This is a genomic window from Janthinobacterium sp. AD80, from assembly GCF_002878455.1.
Classification (GTDB): Bacteria; Pseudomonadota; Gammaproteobacteria; order Burkholderiales; family Burkholderiaceae_D; genus Janthinobacterium.
Genome location: NZ_NRDQ01000036.1, coordinates 40,559 through 55,883 on the forward strand (window position 1 = coordinate 40,559; position 15,325 = coordinate 55,883).

Genomic DNA, 15,325 nt, shown 5'->3' on the forward strand with positions numbered 1-15,325 from the left:
AATTACGCCGGGAAAACGAGGGTAAACGTCGTGGCGGCCGCGTCCGACGCCACCGTCGCGCTGCCGCCATGCAATTGCATGATGGCCGTGACGATGGCCAAGCCTAAGCCGGTGGAGGCGGCCGAATCGCTGCGGGCAGGATCGGCGCGGTAGAAGCGCTCGAACAGGTGCGGCAAATGGCGCGCGGGGATGGCGGGGCCGAGGTTGCTCACGCTCAATTCCACGCCCTCATTCGTCGCATGCGAACGCAACAAAATCGTGCTGCCGGGCGCCGCGTGGCGGATGGCGTTCGACAACAAATTGCCCAAGGCGCGGCGCAGCAGTTGCGGCTCGGCAGTGACCGTGCCGCTGCCGTGACAAGCCAGCGCCAGCTCGCGCTCTTCGGCCAAGCCTTCAAAGAAATCGGCCAGCCGCAAAAACTCGTCCTGCACCCGCAAGACCTGCTTGACGAGCACCATTTCCTCCTGCTGGGCGCGCGCCAGAAACAGCATGCTGTCGATCATGCGCGACAGCCGTTCCAGCTCTTCCACATTCGACGACACCAGCTGTTCATACTCGTGCGCGCTGCGCGGGCGGGCCAGCATGACCTGGCTTTGTCCCAGCAGATTGGTGACGGGCGTGCGGAATTCATGCGCCAGGTCGGCGGAAAATTGCGACAGCCGCGCATAGCCTTCCTGCAGCCGCGCCAGCATGGCGTTCAGGGCGTGTATCAGCGGCAGCAATTCCGTCGGCGCATCGCGCGCCTCGAGCTGCTGTCCCAGCTTGCCGGGCCGCACCAGGGCAGCATGCGCGGCGATATTGCGCAGCGGCCGCAGGCCGCGCAGCAGCATCAAGCTCGCCAGCAGGGCCGCCACCAGCGCACTGACAGCAACAGACACGACGATCTGCCAGCGGTAGGCGGCAAACATGGCCGTGCGGTCGCCATATACGCGGGCCACGGAAATATCGGCCATCTGCGCCGGGTCGCCGATGCGCGCGCTGGCCGCCACGACCCTGGCCGGATAACCGTCGCGGCTGGTCCAGCTGACAATGTCGCTGTTTGTCACGGGCGCATCGACGGCCACGGGCACAGGATGCGCCACCATCTCGCCGTTCGGATTGACATCGATCAAGCGCGTGCCATCGGCACGCACGATGCGCACGAGTGAATTCTCCTGGCCGCTCATGGTGTCGCGGAAATACTGGGGCCGCTCGCGGATGATATCGAGGGTGCCGGCATTACCCAGCAACTGCTGGATCTGCCGCAACTTACCCAGCAACAAAATGTCATCGCGGCGCTCGATTTCCGCCACGAACGAGCGGTACAAATGCATGCCCAGCCCGGCCGAGACAAGGGCCACGATCAGCACGAACACGAGCGTGACGCGCAGGGTCAGCGAACGGCGAAGCTGCGCCAGCTTCATGCAGGTGCCCCCGTATCAGGCACAACAGGCGCGGCCGGCGCGCGCAATTCGCAGACATAGCCCATGCCGCGCAAGGTGTGGATCAGCTTGGGCTCGAAAGGGTCGTCGAGCTTGCTGCGCAGGCGGCGGATGGCGGCGTCGATGACGTTGGTGTCGCTCTCGAAATTGATGTCCCACACTTGCGAGGCGATGATGGAGCGCGACAAGACTTCGCCCTGGCGCCGCGCCAATAAATGCAGCAAGCCGAACTCCTTCGCCGTCAAGGTGATGCGCTGGCCTTGGCGGCTGACCTTGCGCTTCATTACGTCGATTTCCATGTCGCCGATGCGAATCACGTCGTCCTCGCGCGGCGGCCCGCGCCGCAACAGCGTGCGGATGCGCGCCACCAGTTCGGCAAAGGCGAAAGGTTTCACCAGGTAATCGTCGGCGCCCAGCTCCAGGCCCTTGACGCGGTCCTGCACCTCGTCGCGCGCCGTGAGAAAGATCACGGGCACGTCGGCGCCGCCGGGCAACAGGCGCAGGGCGCGCAGCACTTGCCAGCCATCCATGATGGGCAGCATGACGTCAAGCACGATCAAGTCCGGCGTGTCCGTGCTGGCCATGTGCAGGCCGTCGCGGCCATTGCGCGCCAGGTTCACCGTAAAGCCGGACTCGGCCAGGCCGCGCAACAGGTAGTCACCCGTCTTCGGTTCGTCTTCGATTACCAGGATGCGCATGGGTGGGGGCTTTCTTGTGGGAAGTTAAACCATTCTACGCCGCAGGCACGGTGCCGCGGATGATAAAAATGTCATGCGGCCATCATCTTCTCGTAGGGCAAGACTGGCCATACTGGCGTCACTTGATTCTCTGGATGCCACATGAAAGCCCTACTTTTCGGTACTACCCTGCTGTGCCTGCTGGCCAGCCCGGCCCAAGCCCAGTTGCGCAAGGTCAATGACATTTCGCTGGCGGCAGCCAGCAAACTGGCTGATACGGCCATGGCCGCCTGCCAGGCGCAAGGCCGGCATATCGTCGTCACCGTGCTCGACCGAGGCGGCAATATCGTGGCCGTGCAGCGCGCCGATGGCGTAGGTCCGCACAACACGGATGCGAGCCGGCGCAAGGCCTACACGGCCCTGTCGACGAAGAACGATACCCAGGCGCTGGCCGTGGCCGCGCGTGACAATCCCGACATGGCCAATTTGACCACCGTGCCGGAACTGCTGCTGCTGGGCGGCGGCCTGCCCTTGCGCGCCAAGGGAGACATCGTCGGCGCCATCGGCGTGGCCGGCGGCGGCGGCGCGCAGCAAGACCGCGCCTGCGCCCTGGCCGCCCTGGCCGCCATTCCTGAACTCGATTCCCCTACCCTGTAAAGAAAGACACGACAATGACCACACTGAAACAAATCACCGCCGCCCTGGCCTTCGCCAGCCTCTCCAGCCTGGCCCTGGCCGCCAATCCCTTGAGCGTGCATATCCTCGACCTGCAAAGTGGCCAGCCAACGGCCGGCGTGACGGTGACCCTGGAGCAAAAGCAGGGCAAGGGGCAGGACAATGACTGGAAACAACTGGCCAGCGGCGTGACGAATGCGCAGGGGCGCATCACGGAAATGTATCCGGCGAATACGCCCATGCAGGCGGGCGACTACCGCATCGTGTTTAAAACAGGCGAACACTATGCACGGCTGAAACAGGAAACGTTTTTCCCGGAAATCCCCGTGCAGTTTCACGTGGAAAAGACTGACCAGCATTACCACATTCCGCTGCTGCTCAGCCCTTTCGGCTTTTCAACATATCGCGGCAACTGACCGTTGATCAGGCTACCGTCTTCGCCGTCTGCCCGAACAGCACGCTTTTCGCGTCGCCGCTGACGGTCGGCTGCACATTGATCTCAGCTGCGCGTGCATACGCACGCACGGTGGCGGGGCGCGCGGCGACGGCCGCGAACCAGCGCGCCAGATGCGGAAAATCTTCCAGCTTCTGGCGCTGGCGCTGGTGCGGCACGATCCACGGATAGATCGCCATGTCGGCGATGGAATACGTGTCGCCGGCAACGAATTGACGGTCGGCCAGGCGCTTGTTCAGCACGCCATACAGGCGGTTCGTTTCGTTGACGTAGCGCGTGATGGCGTAATCGATCGGTTCGGGCGCGTATTGCACGAAATGGTGGTTTTGCCCGGCCATCGGGCCCAGGCCGCCCATTTGCCAGAACAGCCATTGCATGACTTCGGCGCGCCCGCGCACATCGGCCGGCAGGAATTGCCCGCTTTTCTCGGCCAGGTACTGCAGAATCGCTCCCGACTCGAACAGGGGCAAGGGTGCACCGCCATCAGCCGGCGCCTGGTCGACGATGGCGGGGATACGGTTGTTCGGCGCGATGGCGAGAAACTCGGGCTTGAACTGGTCGCCCTTGCCGATATGCACGGGAATGATGTTGTAGGGGATGCCCGCTTCTTCCAGGAACATCGTCACTTTGTGCCCGTTGGGCGTGGTCCAGTAATACAGGTCGATCATCGTGGTCTTTCCAGCTGAATAGGGAGGGCGGGCGGCGCGCGCGTGGATATTGTCGCGCCGCAACTGGTGTGCATGGATATAATGCCACGTCAGCGAAAAACAAGATGGCGCGCAGGCAGGGTAAGCACCCGCTAGCGCTGTCACGCAGGCATTCCGACATTTCCAAGCACAATCCAGAGCACAAACCAAGAAAGCCGACCATGCGCAAACTCCTGATCGTCATGCTGTCCGTCCTGCTGTCAGGCTGTGTCCAGGACTTCGCCATCTATATGTTCGACGGCCAGGATCATTCCCTGACCGTGCGCCGCCAGCAACGTTATTTTTGGCAAGATACCGTGGAAGTGCAGCTGATGGCCACCAATCTGCCGCAATGCCAGCGCCTGCACAGCCTGTCGACGGATGCGCCGGCCGACATCACGGTCGAGCTGTTTGCCGCAGGCGATGGTATCTGGAATATTCGCATGGGCAAGCAGTTGTGGCAGGCGGAAACGAATACCTGTAATGAGCTGACGGAAATGGAAAACGACCCGAAAGCCGACCTGGGCCAGCCAATCGGGCAATTCGTCGTCGTCGATGACAAGCTGACATTCGAGCCGGCGCCGCCAGCGGCAGCGCCAGCCCAATAGCAGAACCTTAGCGCGCCGCCAGGCTGCGCGCCGGCTTTTTCGCCACGGCGCGCGGCGCGCCAGCCGATGTGGCCGCCAAGCGCGGCGCCGTGCCTGACTCCTGCGCCGACAGTTTGAAGCGCGCCACCAGCTGCGCCAGCACGGCCGCCTGGTCCTGCATGCTCGACGCCGCTGCCGCCGCCTCCTCCACCAGTGCCGCATTTTGCTGCGTCACGCTGTCCATCTCCGTGATCGCCTGGTTGACGTGGCCGATGCCCGTGCTTTGCTCGTGCGAAGCGGCCGTGATGTCGGCCATGATGTCCGTCACGCGCGAAACGCTGGCCACCACCTGGTCCATAGTCGTGCCCGCCTGCGCCACCAGGGTGCTGCCGGCCGCGATGCTGTCGACGGAGGCGCCGATCAGTTCCTTGATTTCCTTCGCCGCGCCCGCGGAACGTTGCGCCAGGTTGCGCACTTCCGATGCCACCACGGCGAAGCCGCGCCCCTGCTCGCCGGCGCGCGCCGCTTCCACGGCCGCGTTCAGGGCCAGGATGTTCGTCTGGAAGGCGATGCCGTCGATCACGCCGATGATGTCGACGATCTTGCGCGACGAGGCGTTGATGGTATCCATGGTGCCGATCACTTGCGCCACCACGGCGCCGCCCTGGCGCGCCACGGCCGAGGCCGATTGTGCCAGCTCGTTGGCTTGCACGGCGTTGCCCGCATTCTGCGTCACGGTCGAGGTCAGTTCCTCCATCGAGGCGGCCGTTTCTTCCAGCGAACTGGCCTGCATTTCCGTGCGTGCCGACAGGTCCATATTGCCGCTGGCAATCTCGCTCGATGCCGTGGCGATCGTCTCGGCGCTATGGCGGATTTCGCTGATCGCATCGACCAGGTTCGTCTGCATGGTTTTCATCGCGTACAGCACGCTGTGGCGGTCATTCGCATGCGTGCGCACGACGCCGCTCAAGTCGTTATTGGCGATCTTTTCCGCCACGTCGGCCGCATACTCGGGGTCGCCGCCCAGCGCATGGCGCAGGCTGCGGTTGATGGCCACGACGACGGCCGCCAGCAAGGCGCACACCAGCAGCAGCACGCCCAGCGAGGTGATCAGCGACTGGCGGAAAGCGGCGTCGATATCGTCCATGTACACGCCCACAACGAGGGTCCAGGCCCACGGCTTGTAGGCGACCACGCGGCTCATCTTCGGTTCGGGATTCTTCTGGCCCGGGCGCGGGAAATAATAGTGGACGAAGCCCTTGCCCGTGTCGCTCTTGCCGACGGCGACGATGTCGCGGTACAGATAAGTGCCGTTGGCATCCTTGAAATCCGACATGTTCTTGCCGTTGGTTTGCGGCGCGGCGGGATTCATCACGACAACGGCGTCAAGATTGATGATGGACAGATAGCCGGTCTCGCCAAAACGCATGCTCTTGATGACGGCGGTGGCCTGCTTTTGCGCCTCTTCCTTCGTCAGGGCACCACTGGCGGCCAGGTCGCCGAACATCTTGACGGCGCCCAGGCCCAGGTCGGCCGCATTGCTCAGGTCGGCGCTGCGCTCCTCGATGCGGATTTTGCGAATTTCCAGGGCGTTGTAGACAAAAATAACGGTGATGCACAACAAGCTGCAAATCAGGGGTATCCATAACTTCTGCTGGAACGTCAATTTCTTCATGTGGCTGTCTCCAACTGTGTGTGCGGCAAAGGGGCAAGTCCGCATCCGGCTCTGCGGCCAGTAATGCGGCGGCGACGGTGCTCTGGCGGCACCGTTCTGACGTCTCCAGCATACGCTCGAACGACCGATATTTACAATGCCGGGAAGCAATGATTTTTGCCCGGTGTTGTTAATGCGTTGCGACAATTGATGAGAATTGATGCTGCATTGCAGTAAAAAAGCCTGCAGATAGGGGCCGGGAAGGCAGGCGGGGCAGCGCGCGTGTGTCAAAATGCGCTCCGGATACACGAAGAATCACGACGAATCACGAAAGCACAGCATGACCAAGAATGAAGCCATGAAACGCATCAACGACCGCCTGGGCAAACCCACCCTGACGGAGAAGAACACGCACTTTGCCAGCGTCGCCAGCTATGGCACGGACGAAGGCTGGTGGCTGAAGATCCCCTTCCTGACTTTCAAGCAGGAATTGCACTTCATCCTCAACAACGAGAAAACGAAAAGCTTCCAGCACCTGAAGATCGGCGCCAACCAGATCCTCAGCCCCGGCATGAAGTTCCGCAGCACGGGCGGCGCCGCCGACGCCTTCATGTCGGCCTCGGCACCGAAGCGCCTGGTCGACTTGCTCGACGGCGGCAGCAAGTACAACTTCACCAAGCATTTCGTCAACGATTATCGCTATTAGGAACACCTGACCAAAGCTGCTGCGCGTCGGTTTTGTCAGGCGCTCTTCATGTCGTTAGTCTTCCCTTGGCGGCAGCCACGCGTGCAGCAAATGCCGGGCGATGTCGAGCGCGTCGTCGCGGCTGCTGCCAAAATGCAGGGGATAGCCCCAGAACTTGCCAAACATCACGGCAAAGGCCTTGCCGGCCAGGCGCTTGGCGGCGCTCGGCTCGACCAGCACCATGCCCTGGATATACGCACGGATGGCTGCCTTGTTGCGCTTCATCCAGAGTGAAGCCCGCTTGCGCTCTTCCTGCGGGTGAGCATGTCCCTCCTCGTCAAAACCTTCCTCGCTGAGAATGACAAAGGCCTGGCGGCGCGCCAGCAGCGCGTCAAACTGGGCAAACAGAATATCGGACTGGACAGGCGCGGCCTCGCGGCGCATCCAGACGAGGGGAAAAGTGGATAGATCAAGTTGCATGATGGTGACTCCTTCGGGGGGTTGCCGTTCCTCCTCACCTTCATCAGAACACTGGCGGCGGCGGTTGCCGTTGAAGCGGGGCTGCGGATGCACACACGATACCGGTGGCGGCGCTGCGTGTCATTGCATAAAATAGCCACGATATTATTCAATCCAGCCAAAATATTGTCATGCCCCACGCCCTCTTTCCCAGCCTGCTGACGGTCCACCTGGGCCTGGACGACGACGCCTCCATCCTCGATTTCGACGTCGATGGCGTGCTGCGTCCCTTGCTGGCCGTGGGCCTGGCCAGCGTGCCCGAAGATGCGGAGCAGGCGCCGCACCAGCACCGCAAGGGGCAGCTGCTGTATGCCACGCGCGGCGTGATGCATTGCGAGGTGGACAGCGGGGTATGGATCGTGCCGCCCCAGTGCGCCGTGTGGATACCGGGCGGCCTGATGCATGCGGCGCAGGGCGTCGGCGAGGCGCAGTGTTATTGCCTGTTTGTCGAGCCAGCCATGGCGCCCGCCTTGCCTGCCGTTTGCTGCACCCTGGCCATCTCGCCCCTGCTGCGCGAACTCATCGCCAAGGCGGCCGGCTTTCCCACCCTGGCCGCCTTGCATGGCGCGCAGGAACGCCTGGTGGCCACCCTGCTTGATGAATTGGCGGCCGCACCCGTGGAAGACCTGCATTTGCCGATGCCGCGCGATGCGCGCCTGCGCCACCTGGCGGCCCTGCTGCTGGCGCAGCCTGCCGATAAAAGCACCTTGGCCGAATGGGCCAGCCGCATCGGCATGAGCGAACGCAGCATGACCCGCCAGTCATTGGAAGAATTGGGCATGAGCGTGGGCCGCTGGCGCCGGCAATTGCACGTCATCCTTGCCCTGCAGCGCCTGGCCATCGGCCACAGCGTGAAGGCCGTGGCGCTGGAACTCGGTTATGAAAACACCAGCGGTTTCGTCACCATGTTCCGCAAGGCCACGGGCAAGCCGCCGGCACGCTACCTGGCGGAACGGGAAGCCAGGAAAATATAAGCGCACATAAAAAAAGGCGGCATCGCGCCGCCTTCGTCCTGCATTTTCGCCGAAAATCAGACTTCGCGTGCCAGCGCCAGGAATTCCGTGCGCAGCGCCAGGTTTGGCTGCATCTCGCCCAGCATGGCCGAGGTGATGGTCTCTTCGCCCGGCGTGCGGATGCCGCGGCTTTCCATGCACAGGTGACGGCAGCGTACGACGACGCCCACCGATTTCGGTTCCAGCACTTCCATCAGCGCGTTGGCGATCTGCATCGTCATGCGTTCCTGCACTTGCAGGCGCTTGGAGAAGCAGTCGACCAGGCGCGTCAGTTTCGACAGGCCGACGATCTTGCCGTTTGGCACGTAGCCGATGGTAGCCTTGCCGAAGAACGGCGCCAGGTGGTGTTCGCAATGGCTGTAGACGGGGATGCCGCGTACGACGATCAGCTCGTTGTACTGTTCCGCACCGTCCTCAAAAGCTTTCAGCAAGTCGACCGGGTCCTGGCCATAGCCGGAAGTCCAGTGTTTCCAGGCTTTCGCCACGCGCGCCGGCGTTTCCAGCAGGCCAGGGCGCTGCGGATCTTCGCCAAAGCTGCTGATCAGCCGGCGCCAGTCGTTTTCGGAGAATTCTTCTTGAGACATGCTACACCACCCTAAAATTTGCAATTGCCGCCAGTATATAGAAAATGTGACAGGCTGCCCCGGCCGGCCTTGCTTTGCCTATGCCAGCGGCGGACGGTGCGCGCGCACCAGCAGCGCCGAAATCGACACGCTGGAACTCGCTTCCGGCCAGTCGTCGCTGGGGCCGAACCAGCGCGCCTCGGCGATCTCGTTCTCATCCAGGCGGATCTCGCCATCGAGATAAACGGCCGTAAACGCGATCATCAGCGAATGGGGAAACGGCCACGACTGGCTCATGAAATACTGCAGATTGTGCACGCGCAAGCCCACTTCTTCCATCACTTCGCGGTGCACGGCTTCCTCGATGGATTCCCCCGCTTCCAGGAAACCGGCCAGCGGACTGAAACGCTGCGACGGCGAGTGCTTGTGCATGGCCAGCAACACCTGGTCGCCCTTGCGGATCAGCACCATCATGGCCGGCGAAATGCGCGGATACGCCAGCATGCCGCAGGCCTCGCACTTGAAGCAGCGCTCGCCCTGTGCGCGCCGCATGGGCGTGGCGCACACGCCGCAATAGCGGTGCGTGCGCGCCCATTCGGCCAGTTGCACGGCACGGCTGGCCAGGCCCAGGAAGCCATCGTCGACGGCATTGAAGAGCGCACGCAGGCTGTGATAGGCCAGGCCCGCATCCGCAGGCAAGGCCTCGTCATCGCTCCAGACCGTCTGGCAATAGCGGCCCTGCCACAGGCCCACGGGCTGGACGCGGCCCGGGTCGCTCACGTCGATACCGAGAGCGGCCACCTGCTCCGGCGCCGGCAGGGCCAGGTCCGCCGTTCGCAGCAGCAAGCGCCCGCGGTGAAAGATAAAGGTCAGGGTGTCGGCGGCGGCGGGCGCAGGTGTGGGCACATCGATCAGGGGCAGGAAAGCGTCGGGAGTCTGGAGCATTGCTTGACGGGAATTTGTAAAGGTTGCTCATCATACTCCCGCTCCACGACGCTTGCGCGCATACCAGCCGCTGGGCCGCAAAGCAAGCATTCATGCGGCGTGACAGTGTTTTTTTCCCGGCACGGCAAAAGCGTTGCGTAAACGAGACTGATAACGATTCTCATTTACGAATAAGCGCCCAATTATTACAATGTCACTCAACCCGTTTCCACCGCCAGCCACTTGCCCGCGTGCGATTGCACCGCCGTGCAGCGCCAGCCAGGAGCCAACCCACGACCCTATCGAAAGAGCAAGATGGCAATCAAGAGCCGCAAACACGCCCCCACCCGTTTCAACCAGCACCTCGGCGCCGCCCTGGCCGTCATGCTGCTGCCCGTCGCCGCCCAGGCGGCGGACCCGGCAGGCCAGAGCGCCGCCGCGTCGCAGCAAACCCTGAACGAAGTCAAGGTCGTGGGTTCCAAGGAAAATGATTTCAAGGCCGAAAAAGCCTCGTCGCCGAAGTACACGGAAGAACTGGTCAACACGCCGCAAACCATCGTCGTGATCAAGAAGGAATTGATCGAACAGCAAGGCGCGCTGACCTTGACGGAAGCGCTGCGCAACACGCCCGGCGTCGGCACCTTCTTTCTCGGTGAAAACGGCAACACCAATACGGGCGACGCCGTCTACATGCGCGGTTTCGATTCGTCCGGCAGCATCTATGTCGATGGCGTGCGCGACGTCGGTTCCATCTCGCGCGACGTCTTCAACATCGAACAGATCGATGTACTGAAGGGCCCGGCGGGCACGGACAGCGGCCGCGGTTCGCCCACCGGTTCGATCAATCTGGTCAGCAAGACGGCGACCATGGAAAACAAATTCAATTCCCTGCTGACGGCCGGCAGCGGCAAGCAGAAGCGCGCCACGGCCGACTGGAACCGCGTCCTCGACAGCGATTCCGGCACGGCGCTGCGCCTGAACCTGATGACGCAGGATAGCGGCGATCCGGCGCGCGATGAAGTCAAGAACAAGCGCTGGGCCTTCGCCCCCACCGTCACCTTCGGCATCGGCAAGCCGACGCGCATCACGGCCAGCTACCTGCACGTGGACCAGGACAACGTGCCGGACGGCGGCGTGCCGACCATCGGCTTGCCTGGCTACTCGACGCCGGACGTCGCCACCAAGGAAAAACCGATCATCCGCAGCTATTTGAACAGCGCCGCCAAGGTCGATCCGAAGAATTTCTACGGCTCCACTTCGGACTACAACAAGGTCAAGGCCGACATGGGCACCTTGCGCATCGACCATGATTTCTCGCCGAATGTACAAATCCAGAATACCACGCGCTACGGCAAGACCAAGCAGGACTACCTGCTGACAGCCTTCATGGGCAACACCGCCAACCTGAATACGGAAACGGACGGAGTGAGACGCGATCCTTCGACCTGGACCCTGGCGCGCTCGCTGCGCACCGTGAAGGACCAGGAAAACACGATCCTGACCAACCAGACCGTGGTCAGCGCGCAATTCGACACGGGCGTGCTAAAGCACTCCCTGGTGGCCGGCGCCGAGTTCACCAGCGAAAAGCAGACCAACTACAGCTACGTGCCAGCCACCCTGGGCACCTTGCCACCTGCCAACCTGTACAACCCGAACCCGCGCGACCCCGTCACCGGCTACAACCCCGTGCGCAGCGGCGCCTTCACGGAAGGCGAAGTCAACACGCAAAGCCTGTACGTCTTCGATACCGTCAAGTTCGGCGACAAGTGGCTGTTCAATGGCGGCGTGCGCTTCGACCATTTCAACACCACGTATGACGCCGTCACCCTGCAAACGGCCGTGGCCCAGGGCCAGGTGCAAAAACTGCCGGTCGGCACGCCGATTCCTACCCACCTGACCTTGAGCGACACCTTGGCCAACGGCAAGATCTCGGCCATGTACAAGCCGACGCCGGACAGCAGCGTGTATGCCTTGCTGGCCACCTCGAAAGCGCCACCGGGCGTGAACTTCGCCCTGAGCACGGGTGCCAGCAGCGCGCAAAACCCGAACTACGACCCGCAGGAAACCCTGACCAAGGAAATCGGCACCAAGTGGGACTTCCTGAAACAAAAACTGTCGTTCTCGGCCGCCGTCTACCAGACCACCGTCAAGAATGAAGTGGAGCAAGACCCGGTTGTCCCGACCATCTACTACCAGACCGGCAAGAAGCGCGTGGAAGGCCTGGAACTGGGCGTGGTGGGCGAGATCATGCCTAACTGGCTGGTCAGCGCCGGCTATACCCGCATGAATACCAAGGTCGAATCGGGCAAGGTCGTCACGGCCAGCGGCGTCAACAACCTCAGCTACACGCCAAAACAGGCGTTCACCAGCTGGACCTCGTACACGCTGCCGTTCGGCCTGAAGATCGGCGGCGGCGCCCGCTACGTCGGCGAAATGCTGCGCGGCACCGACGGCGCCGTCGGCACCCCGGCCCGCGTCGATGCCTACTGGGTCTTCGACGCCATGGCAACGTATCCGGTCAACAAGAACCTCGACCTGCAGCTGAACGCCTACAACCTGGCCGACAAGACCTATGTGGCGGCCATCAACAAGTCCGGCTTCCGCTACACGCCTAGCCAGCCCCGTTCGTTCAGCCTGACGGCAAATATCAAGTTCTAACATCAAAAGTACGCGCATTGCGCCACATCGGGCCCCTCTTCGGAGGGGCTTTTTTATTGTCCTGATAATCTTGCCTTTTTCACGCGCCTGCGCCTGCCATGACTAGCGTATGAAAAGTCATACAGCGATCGCCTTCCCCGTCCAATATTTCGCGCAGCGCGGCAATCCAACAACATTTTTGAAATTAAATAAGTCTCTTAAATCAATAACTTAAGAAAGTGTCTGTTGAAAAACCATTTCAGGCATATCCTTTGCTATGTACAGGTTTTGCTGCAAATAATCGCCAGCACGCAAGGGCTTGTTTTTGAGAAATATTGACTCCAAGCTTGAGTTGCTAGCAATCAATAATCCGCTCACAGCGGCGCTTCATTTGGAGGAGTCAAAATGAAAAAGAAACGGCCATTAACCCTGTACATCCTGATTGCCATGATTCTCGGCATCGCCGTCGGTTATGGATGCAACACCGCCTTCCCGGATACCGCAGTCAGCGCGCAAATTGCGAGCAATATCTCCATCGTCACCGACGTCTTCCTGCGCCTGATCAAGATGATCATCGCGCTGCTGGTGTTCTCCACCTTGACGGTCGGCATCGCCCACATGGGCGACGGCAAGACGGCGGGGCGCATCGGCCTGAAAGCCATGTGCTGGTTCGTGCTCGCCTCGCTGGTCTCGCTGGCGCTGGGCATGGTGCTGTCGAACCTGATGCAGCTGGGTACCAACCTGGGCTTGCCATTGCCGGACGTGCATGCGTCGACCAACCTGAAGACGGCGGCCTTCACCTTGAAGGATTTCTTCACGCATCTGGTGCCGAAATCGCCGATCGAGGCCATGGCCAACAATGAAATCCTGCAAGTGCTGGTGTTCTCCATCTTCTTTGGCGGCGCCCTGGCCGGCCTGGGCGAGTCGGGCAAGACCCTGACGGCCGTGGTCGATCAACTGGCGCAAGTCATGCTGCGCATCACCGGCACCATCATGAACCTGGCGCCGCTGGCCGTGTTTGCCGCCATGGCTTCCGTCATCACCACCCACGGCCTGGGCGTGCTGGTCACGTTTGCCAAGTTCATGGGCGGTTTCTACGTGGGCCTGCTGTGCCTGTGGGCACTGCTGATCGGCGCCGGCTTCGTCGTCATCGGTCCGCGCATCTTCAAGCTTGTCAGCCTGATCCGCGAACCATTCCTGCTGGCATTCTCGACGGCCAGCTCGGAAGCGGCCTATCCAAAACTGCTGACGGCGCTTGACCAGTTCGGCGTGGACCGCAAGATTTCCAGCTTCGTGCTGCCGATGGGCTACTCCTTCAACCTGGACGGCTCGATGATGTACTGCACCTTTGCCGTGCTGTTCATCGCGCAAGCCTACGGTATCGACCTGTCGATCGGCACGCAGATCACCATGCTGCTGTTGCTGATGCTGACCTCGAAAGGCATGGCCGGCGTGCCGCGCGCCTCGCTGGTGGTGATCGCCGCCACCCTGAACCAGTTCAATATTCCGGAAGCGGGCCTGCTGCTGCTGATGGGTGTCGACCAGTTCCTCGACATGGGCCGTTCGGCCACCAACGCGGTCGGCAATGCCGTCGCCACGGCCGTCGTCGCCAAGTGGGAAGGTGGCCTGGCCACCGAAGAAGAAGCGGCGGCCGCCAACGCGGCCAACCAGAACACGGAAAGCCACTGGGGCGAAGCGGACCACGCTAGCAAAGCCTAAGGCACCATGGCCCGCCACAAGCGGGCCATTTATTTGTTTTCATTGTTGATTAACAAGCAGTCAGGTAGTGCGATCAGTAGTTATCCCCCTTACTAGAGAGATTCTCATGAAAAAAGTCCTGTTTACCCTGCTGGCCCTCGGCGCAGCTTCCGGCGGCGCGCTGGCCCAATCGAGCGTCACCATCTACGGCGTGGCCGACGCCGGCCTGGTATTCGACAAGGATGCGGCGGGCGACCGCCTCAACCGGGTCGCTTCCGGCGTCGCTTCCGGCTCGCGCATCGGCTTCAAGGGCAAGGAAGACCTGGGCGGCGGCATGTACGCCAATTTCGTGCTGGAGAGCGGTTTCAATATCGACACGGGCACCTCGGGCCAGGGCGGCTTGCTGTTCGGCCGCCAGGCATATGTCGGCCTGTCCGGCAGCGCCGGCGCCATCACCCTGGGCCGCCAGTACTCGCCGTACTACCTGGCCCTGCGCGACGTGGCCGACCCGTTCGTCATCGGCCTGGCCGGCACGGCATCGAACCTGATGGCGACGAATATCCGCGTCGACAACATGGTGCAATACACCACGCCAACGTATAGCCACCTGTCGGCCGACCTGGCCTACGGTTTCGGCGAAGTGGCCGGCGATAACTCGAAAAACCGCAGCATGGGCGGCGCCGTGCACTACATCGACGGCCCGCTGAACGTGACCCTGACGCACCACCGCAAGGAAAATGCGCTGGCGACCCAGCAGACCCGCAATACCCTGCTGGCCACGCGCTACGACTTCGGCGTAGTGCAAGGCAACTTCGGCTACGCGGACAACCGCGCCCTCGACGACAGCAAGAGCAATGACATCCTGCTGGGCTTCAGCGCCCCGTTCGGCGCCACCAAGCTGGTTGCCTCGTACATCCGCCACAACGACAAGAGCAACCTGAACCGTGATGCCCAGCAGTGGGCCATCGGCGCGTTCTACGCCCTGTCCAAGCGCAGCGACCTGTACACGGGTTACGGCCACATCAGCAACAAGAATGGCGCCACCTTCGTTGTCGGCAACGCCACGGACAATGGCACCGGCAACAGCGGTTTCAACCTGGGCATGCGCCACACGTTCTAAAATCTGCTGCGC

At 62.1% G+C, this 15,325-nt stretch carries 15 protein-coding genes; 8 read left to right on the forward strand and 7 right to left on the reverse strand.

Annotated elements, in window-relative coordinates; translation table 11 throughout:
• Positions 1 to 2 precede the first annotated feature (2 nt).
• Complete coding sequence (locus JaAD80_RS08500) at positions 3 to 1,403, reverse strand: heavy metal sensor histidine kinase (protein ID WP_102293785.1); 1,401 nt, start codon at positions 1,401 to 1,403, stop codon at positions 3 to 5.
• A complete protein-coding gene (locus JaAD80_RS08505; RefSeq protein ID WP_102293786.1) occupies positions 1,400 to 2,119 on the reverse strand; it encodes a heavy metal response regulator transcription factor in 720 nt (239 codons plus the stop codon). The genes JaAD80_RS08500 and JaAD80_RS08505 overlap by 4 nt, the downstream gene beginning before the upstream one ends.
• A 141-nt stretch (positions 2,120 to 2,260) precedes the next feature.
• On the opposite strand from JaAD80_RS08505, the gene JaAD80_RS08510 reads away from it, so the two are divergent.
• Both JaAD80_RS08510 and uraH read left to right on the forward strand, forming a co-directional pair.
• Positions 2,261 to 2,755, forward strand: coding sequence for a heme-binding protein (locus JaAD80_RS08510; protein WP_046683249.1), 495 nt, complete (start codon positions 2,261 to 2,263; stop codon positions 2,753 to 2,755).
• A 14-nt stretch (positions 2,756 to 2,769) separates the two neighbouring features.
• Complete coding sequence (gene uraH, locus JaAD80_RS08515) at positions 2,770 to 3,189, forward strand: hydroxyisourate hydrolase (protein ID WP_102293787.1); 420 nt, start codon at positions 2,770 to 2,772, stop codon at positions 3,187 to 3,189.
• A gap of 7 nt (positions 3,190 to 3,196) precedes the next feature.
• On the opposite strand, the gene JaAD80_RS08520 is transcribed toward uraH, so the two are convergent.
• Positions 3,197 to 3,895: a glutathione binding-like protein gene (locus tag JaAD80_RS08520; RefSeq protein WP_102293788.1), complete on the reverse strand. Its 699-nt coding sequence runs from the start codon at positions 3,893 to 3,895 to the stop codon at positions 3,197 to 3,199.
• 200 nt (positions 3,896 to 4,095) lie between these two features.
• Here JaAD80_RS08520 and JaAD80_RS08525 point away from each other — a divergent pair, with 200 nt between their 5' ends.
• Complete coding sequence (locus JaAD80_RS08525; protein ID WP_102293789.1) at positions 4,096 to 4,521, forward strand: hypothetical protein; 426 nt, start codon at positions 4,096 to 4,098, stop codon at positions 4,519 to 4,521.
• A gap of 7 nt (positions 4,522 to 4,528) precedes the next feature.
• Here the strand turns inward: JaAD80_RS08525 and JaAD80_RS08530 are convergent, their stop codons facing one another.
• On the reverse strand, positions 4,529 to 6,175 hold the full coding sequence (locus tag JaAD80_RS08530) for a methyl-accepting chemotaxis protein (protein WP_102293790.1): 1,647 nt from the start codon (positions 6,173 to 6,175) through the stop codon (positions 4,529 to 4,531).
• A gap of 319 nt (positions 6,176 to 6,494) precedes the next feature.
• Here JaAD80_RS08530 and JaAD80_RS08535 point away from each other — a divergent pair, with 319 nt between their 5' ends.
• Complete coding sequence (locus tag JaAD80_RS08535; protein WP_102293791.1) at positions 6,495 to 6,860, forward strand: hypothetical protein; 366 nt, start codon at positions 6,495 to 6,497, stop codon at positions 6,858 to 6,860.
• A 54-nt stretch (positions 6,861 to 6,914) separates the two neighbouring features.
• Here JaAD80_RS08535 and JaAD80_RS08540 read toward each other — a convergent pair whose 3' ends face one another.
• Entirely contained in the window at positions 6,915 to 7,319 is a 405-nt protein-coding gene (locus JaAD80_RS08540) for a hypothetical protein (protein WP_102293792.1), read from the reverse strand.
• A 170-nt stretch (positions 7,320 to 7,489) separates the two neighbouring features.
• On the opposite strand from JaAD80_RS08540, the gene JaAD80_RS08545 reads away from it, so the two are divergent.
• Positions 7,490 to 8,332, forward strand: a complete 843-nt coding sequence (locus tag JaAD80_RS08545; protein ID WP_102293793.1) for a helix-turn-helix domain-containing protein — start codon at positions 7,490 to 7,492, stop codon at positions 8,330 to 8,332.
• Between the two features lie 56 nt (positions 8,333 to 8,388).
• Here JaAD80_RS08545 and folE read toward each other — a convergent pair whose 3' ends face one another.
• Positions 8,389 to 8,955, reverse strand: a complete 567-nt coding sequence (gene folE / locus JaAD80_RS08550) for a GTP cyclohydrolase I FolE (protein WP_035822985.1) — start codon at positions 8,953 to 8,955, stop codon at positions 8,389 to 8,391.
• A 78-nt stretch (positions 8,956 to 9,033) separates the two neighbouring features.
• Positions 9,034 to 9,879 (reverse strand): NAD(+) diphosphatase, encoded by an 846-nt coding sequence (gene nudC / locus JaAD80_RS08555; protein WP_102293794.1) that lies wholly within the window; start codon positions 9,877 to 9,879, stop codon positions 9,034 to 9,036.
• Positions 9,880 to 10,173: 294 nt separating this feature from the next.
• On the opposite strand from nudC, the gene JaAD80_RS08560 reads away from it, so the two are divergent.
• The 3 genes from JaAD80_RS08560 (at position 10,174) to JaAD80_RS08570 (ending at position 15,313) form a co-directional block, all read left to right on the forward strand.
• On the forward strand, positions 10,174 to 12,516 hold the full coding sequence (locus tag JaAD80_RS08560; RefSeq protein WP_102293795.1) for a catecholate siderophore receptor Fiu: 2,343 nt from the start codon (positions 10,174 to 10,176) through the stop codon (positions 12,514 to 12,516).
• A 384-nt stretch (positions 12,517 to 12,900) separates the two neighbouring features.
• Positions 12,901 to 14,214, forward strand: a complete 1,314-nt coding sequence (locus JaAD80_RS08565) for a dicarboxylate/amino acid:cation symporter (protein WP_102293796.1) — start codon at positions 12,901 to 12,903, stop codon at positions 14,212 to 14,214.
• 106 nt (positions 14,215 to 14,320) lie between these two features.
• A complete protein-coding gene (locus JaAD80_RS08570; protein ID WP_102293797.1) occupies positions 14,321 to 15,313 on the forward strand; it encodes a porin in 993 nt (330 codons plus the stop codon).
• Positions 15,314 to 15,325: the final 12 nt, after the last annotated feature.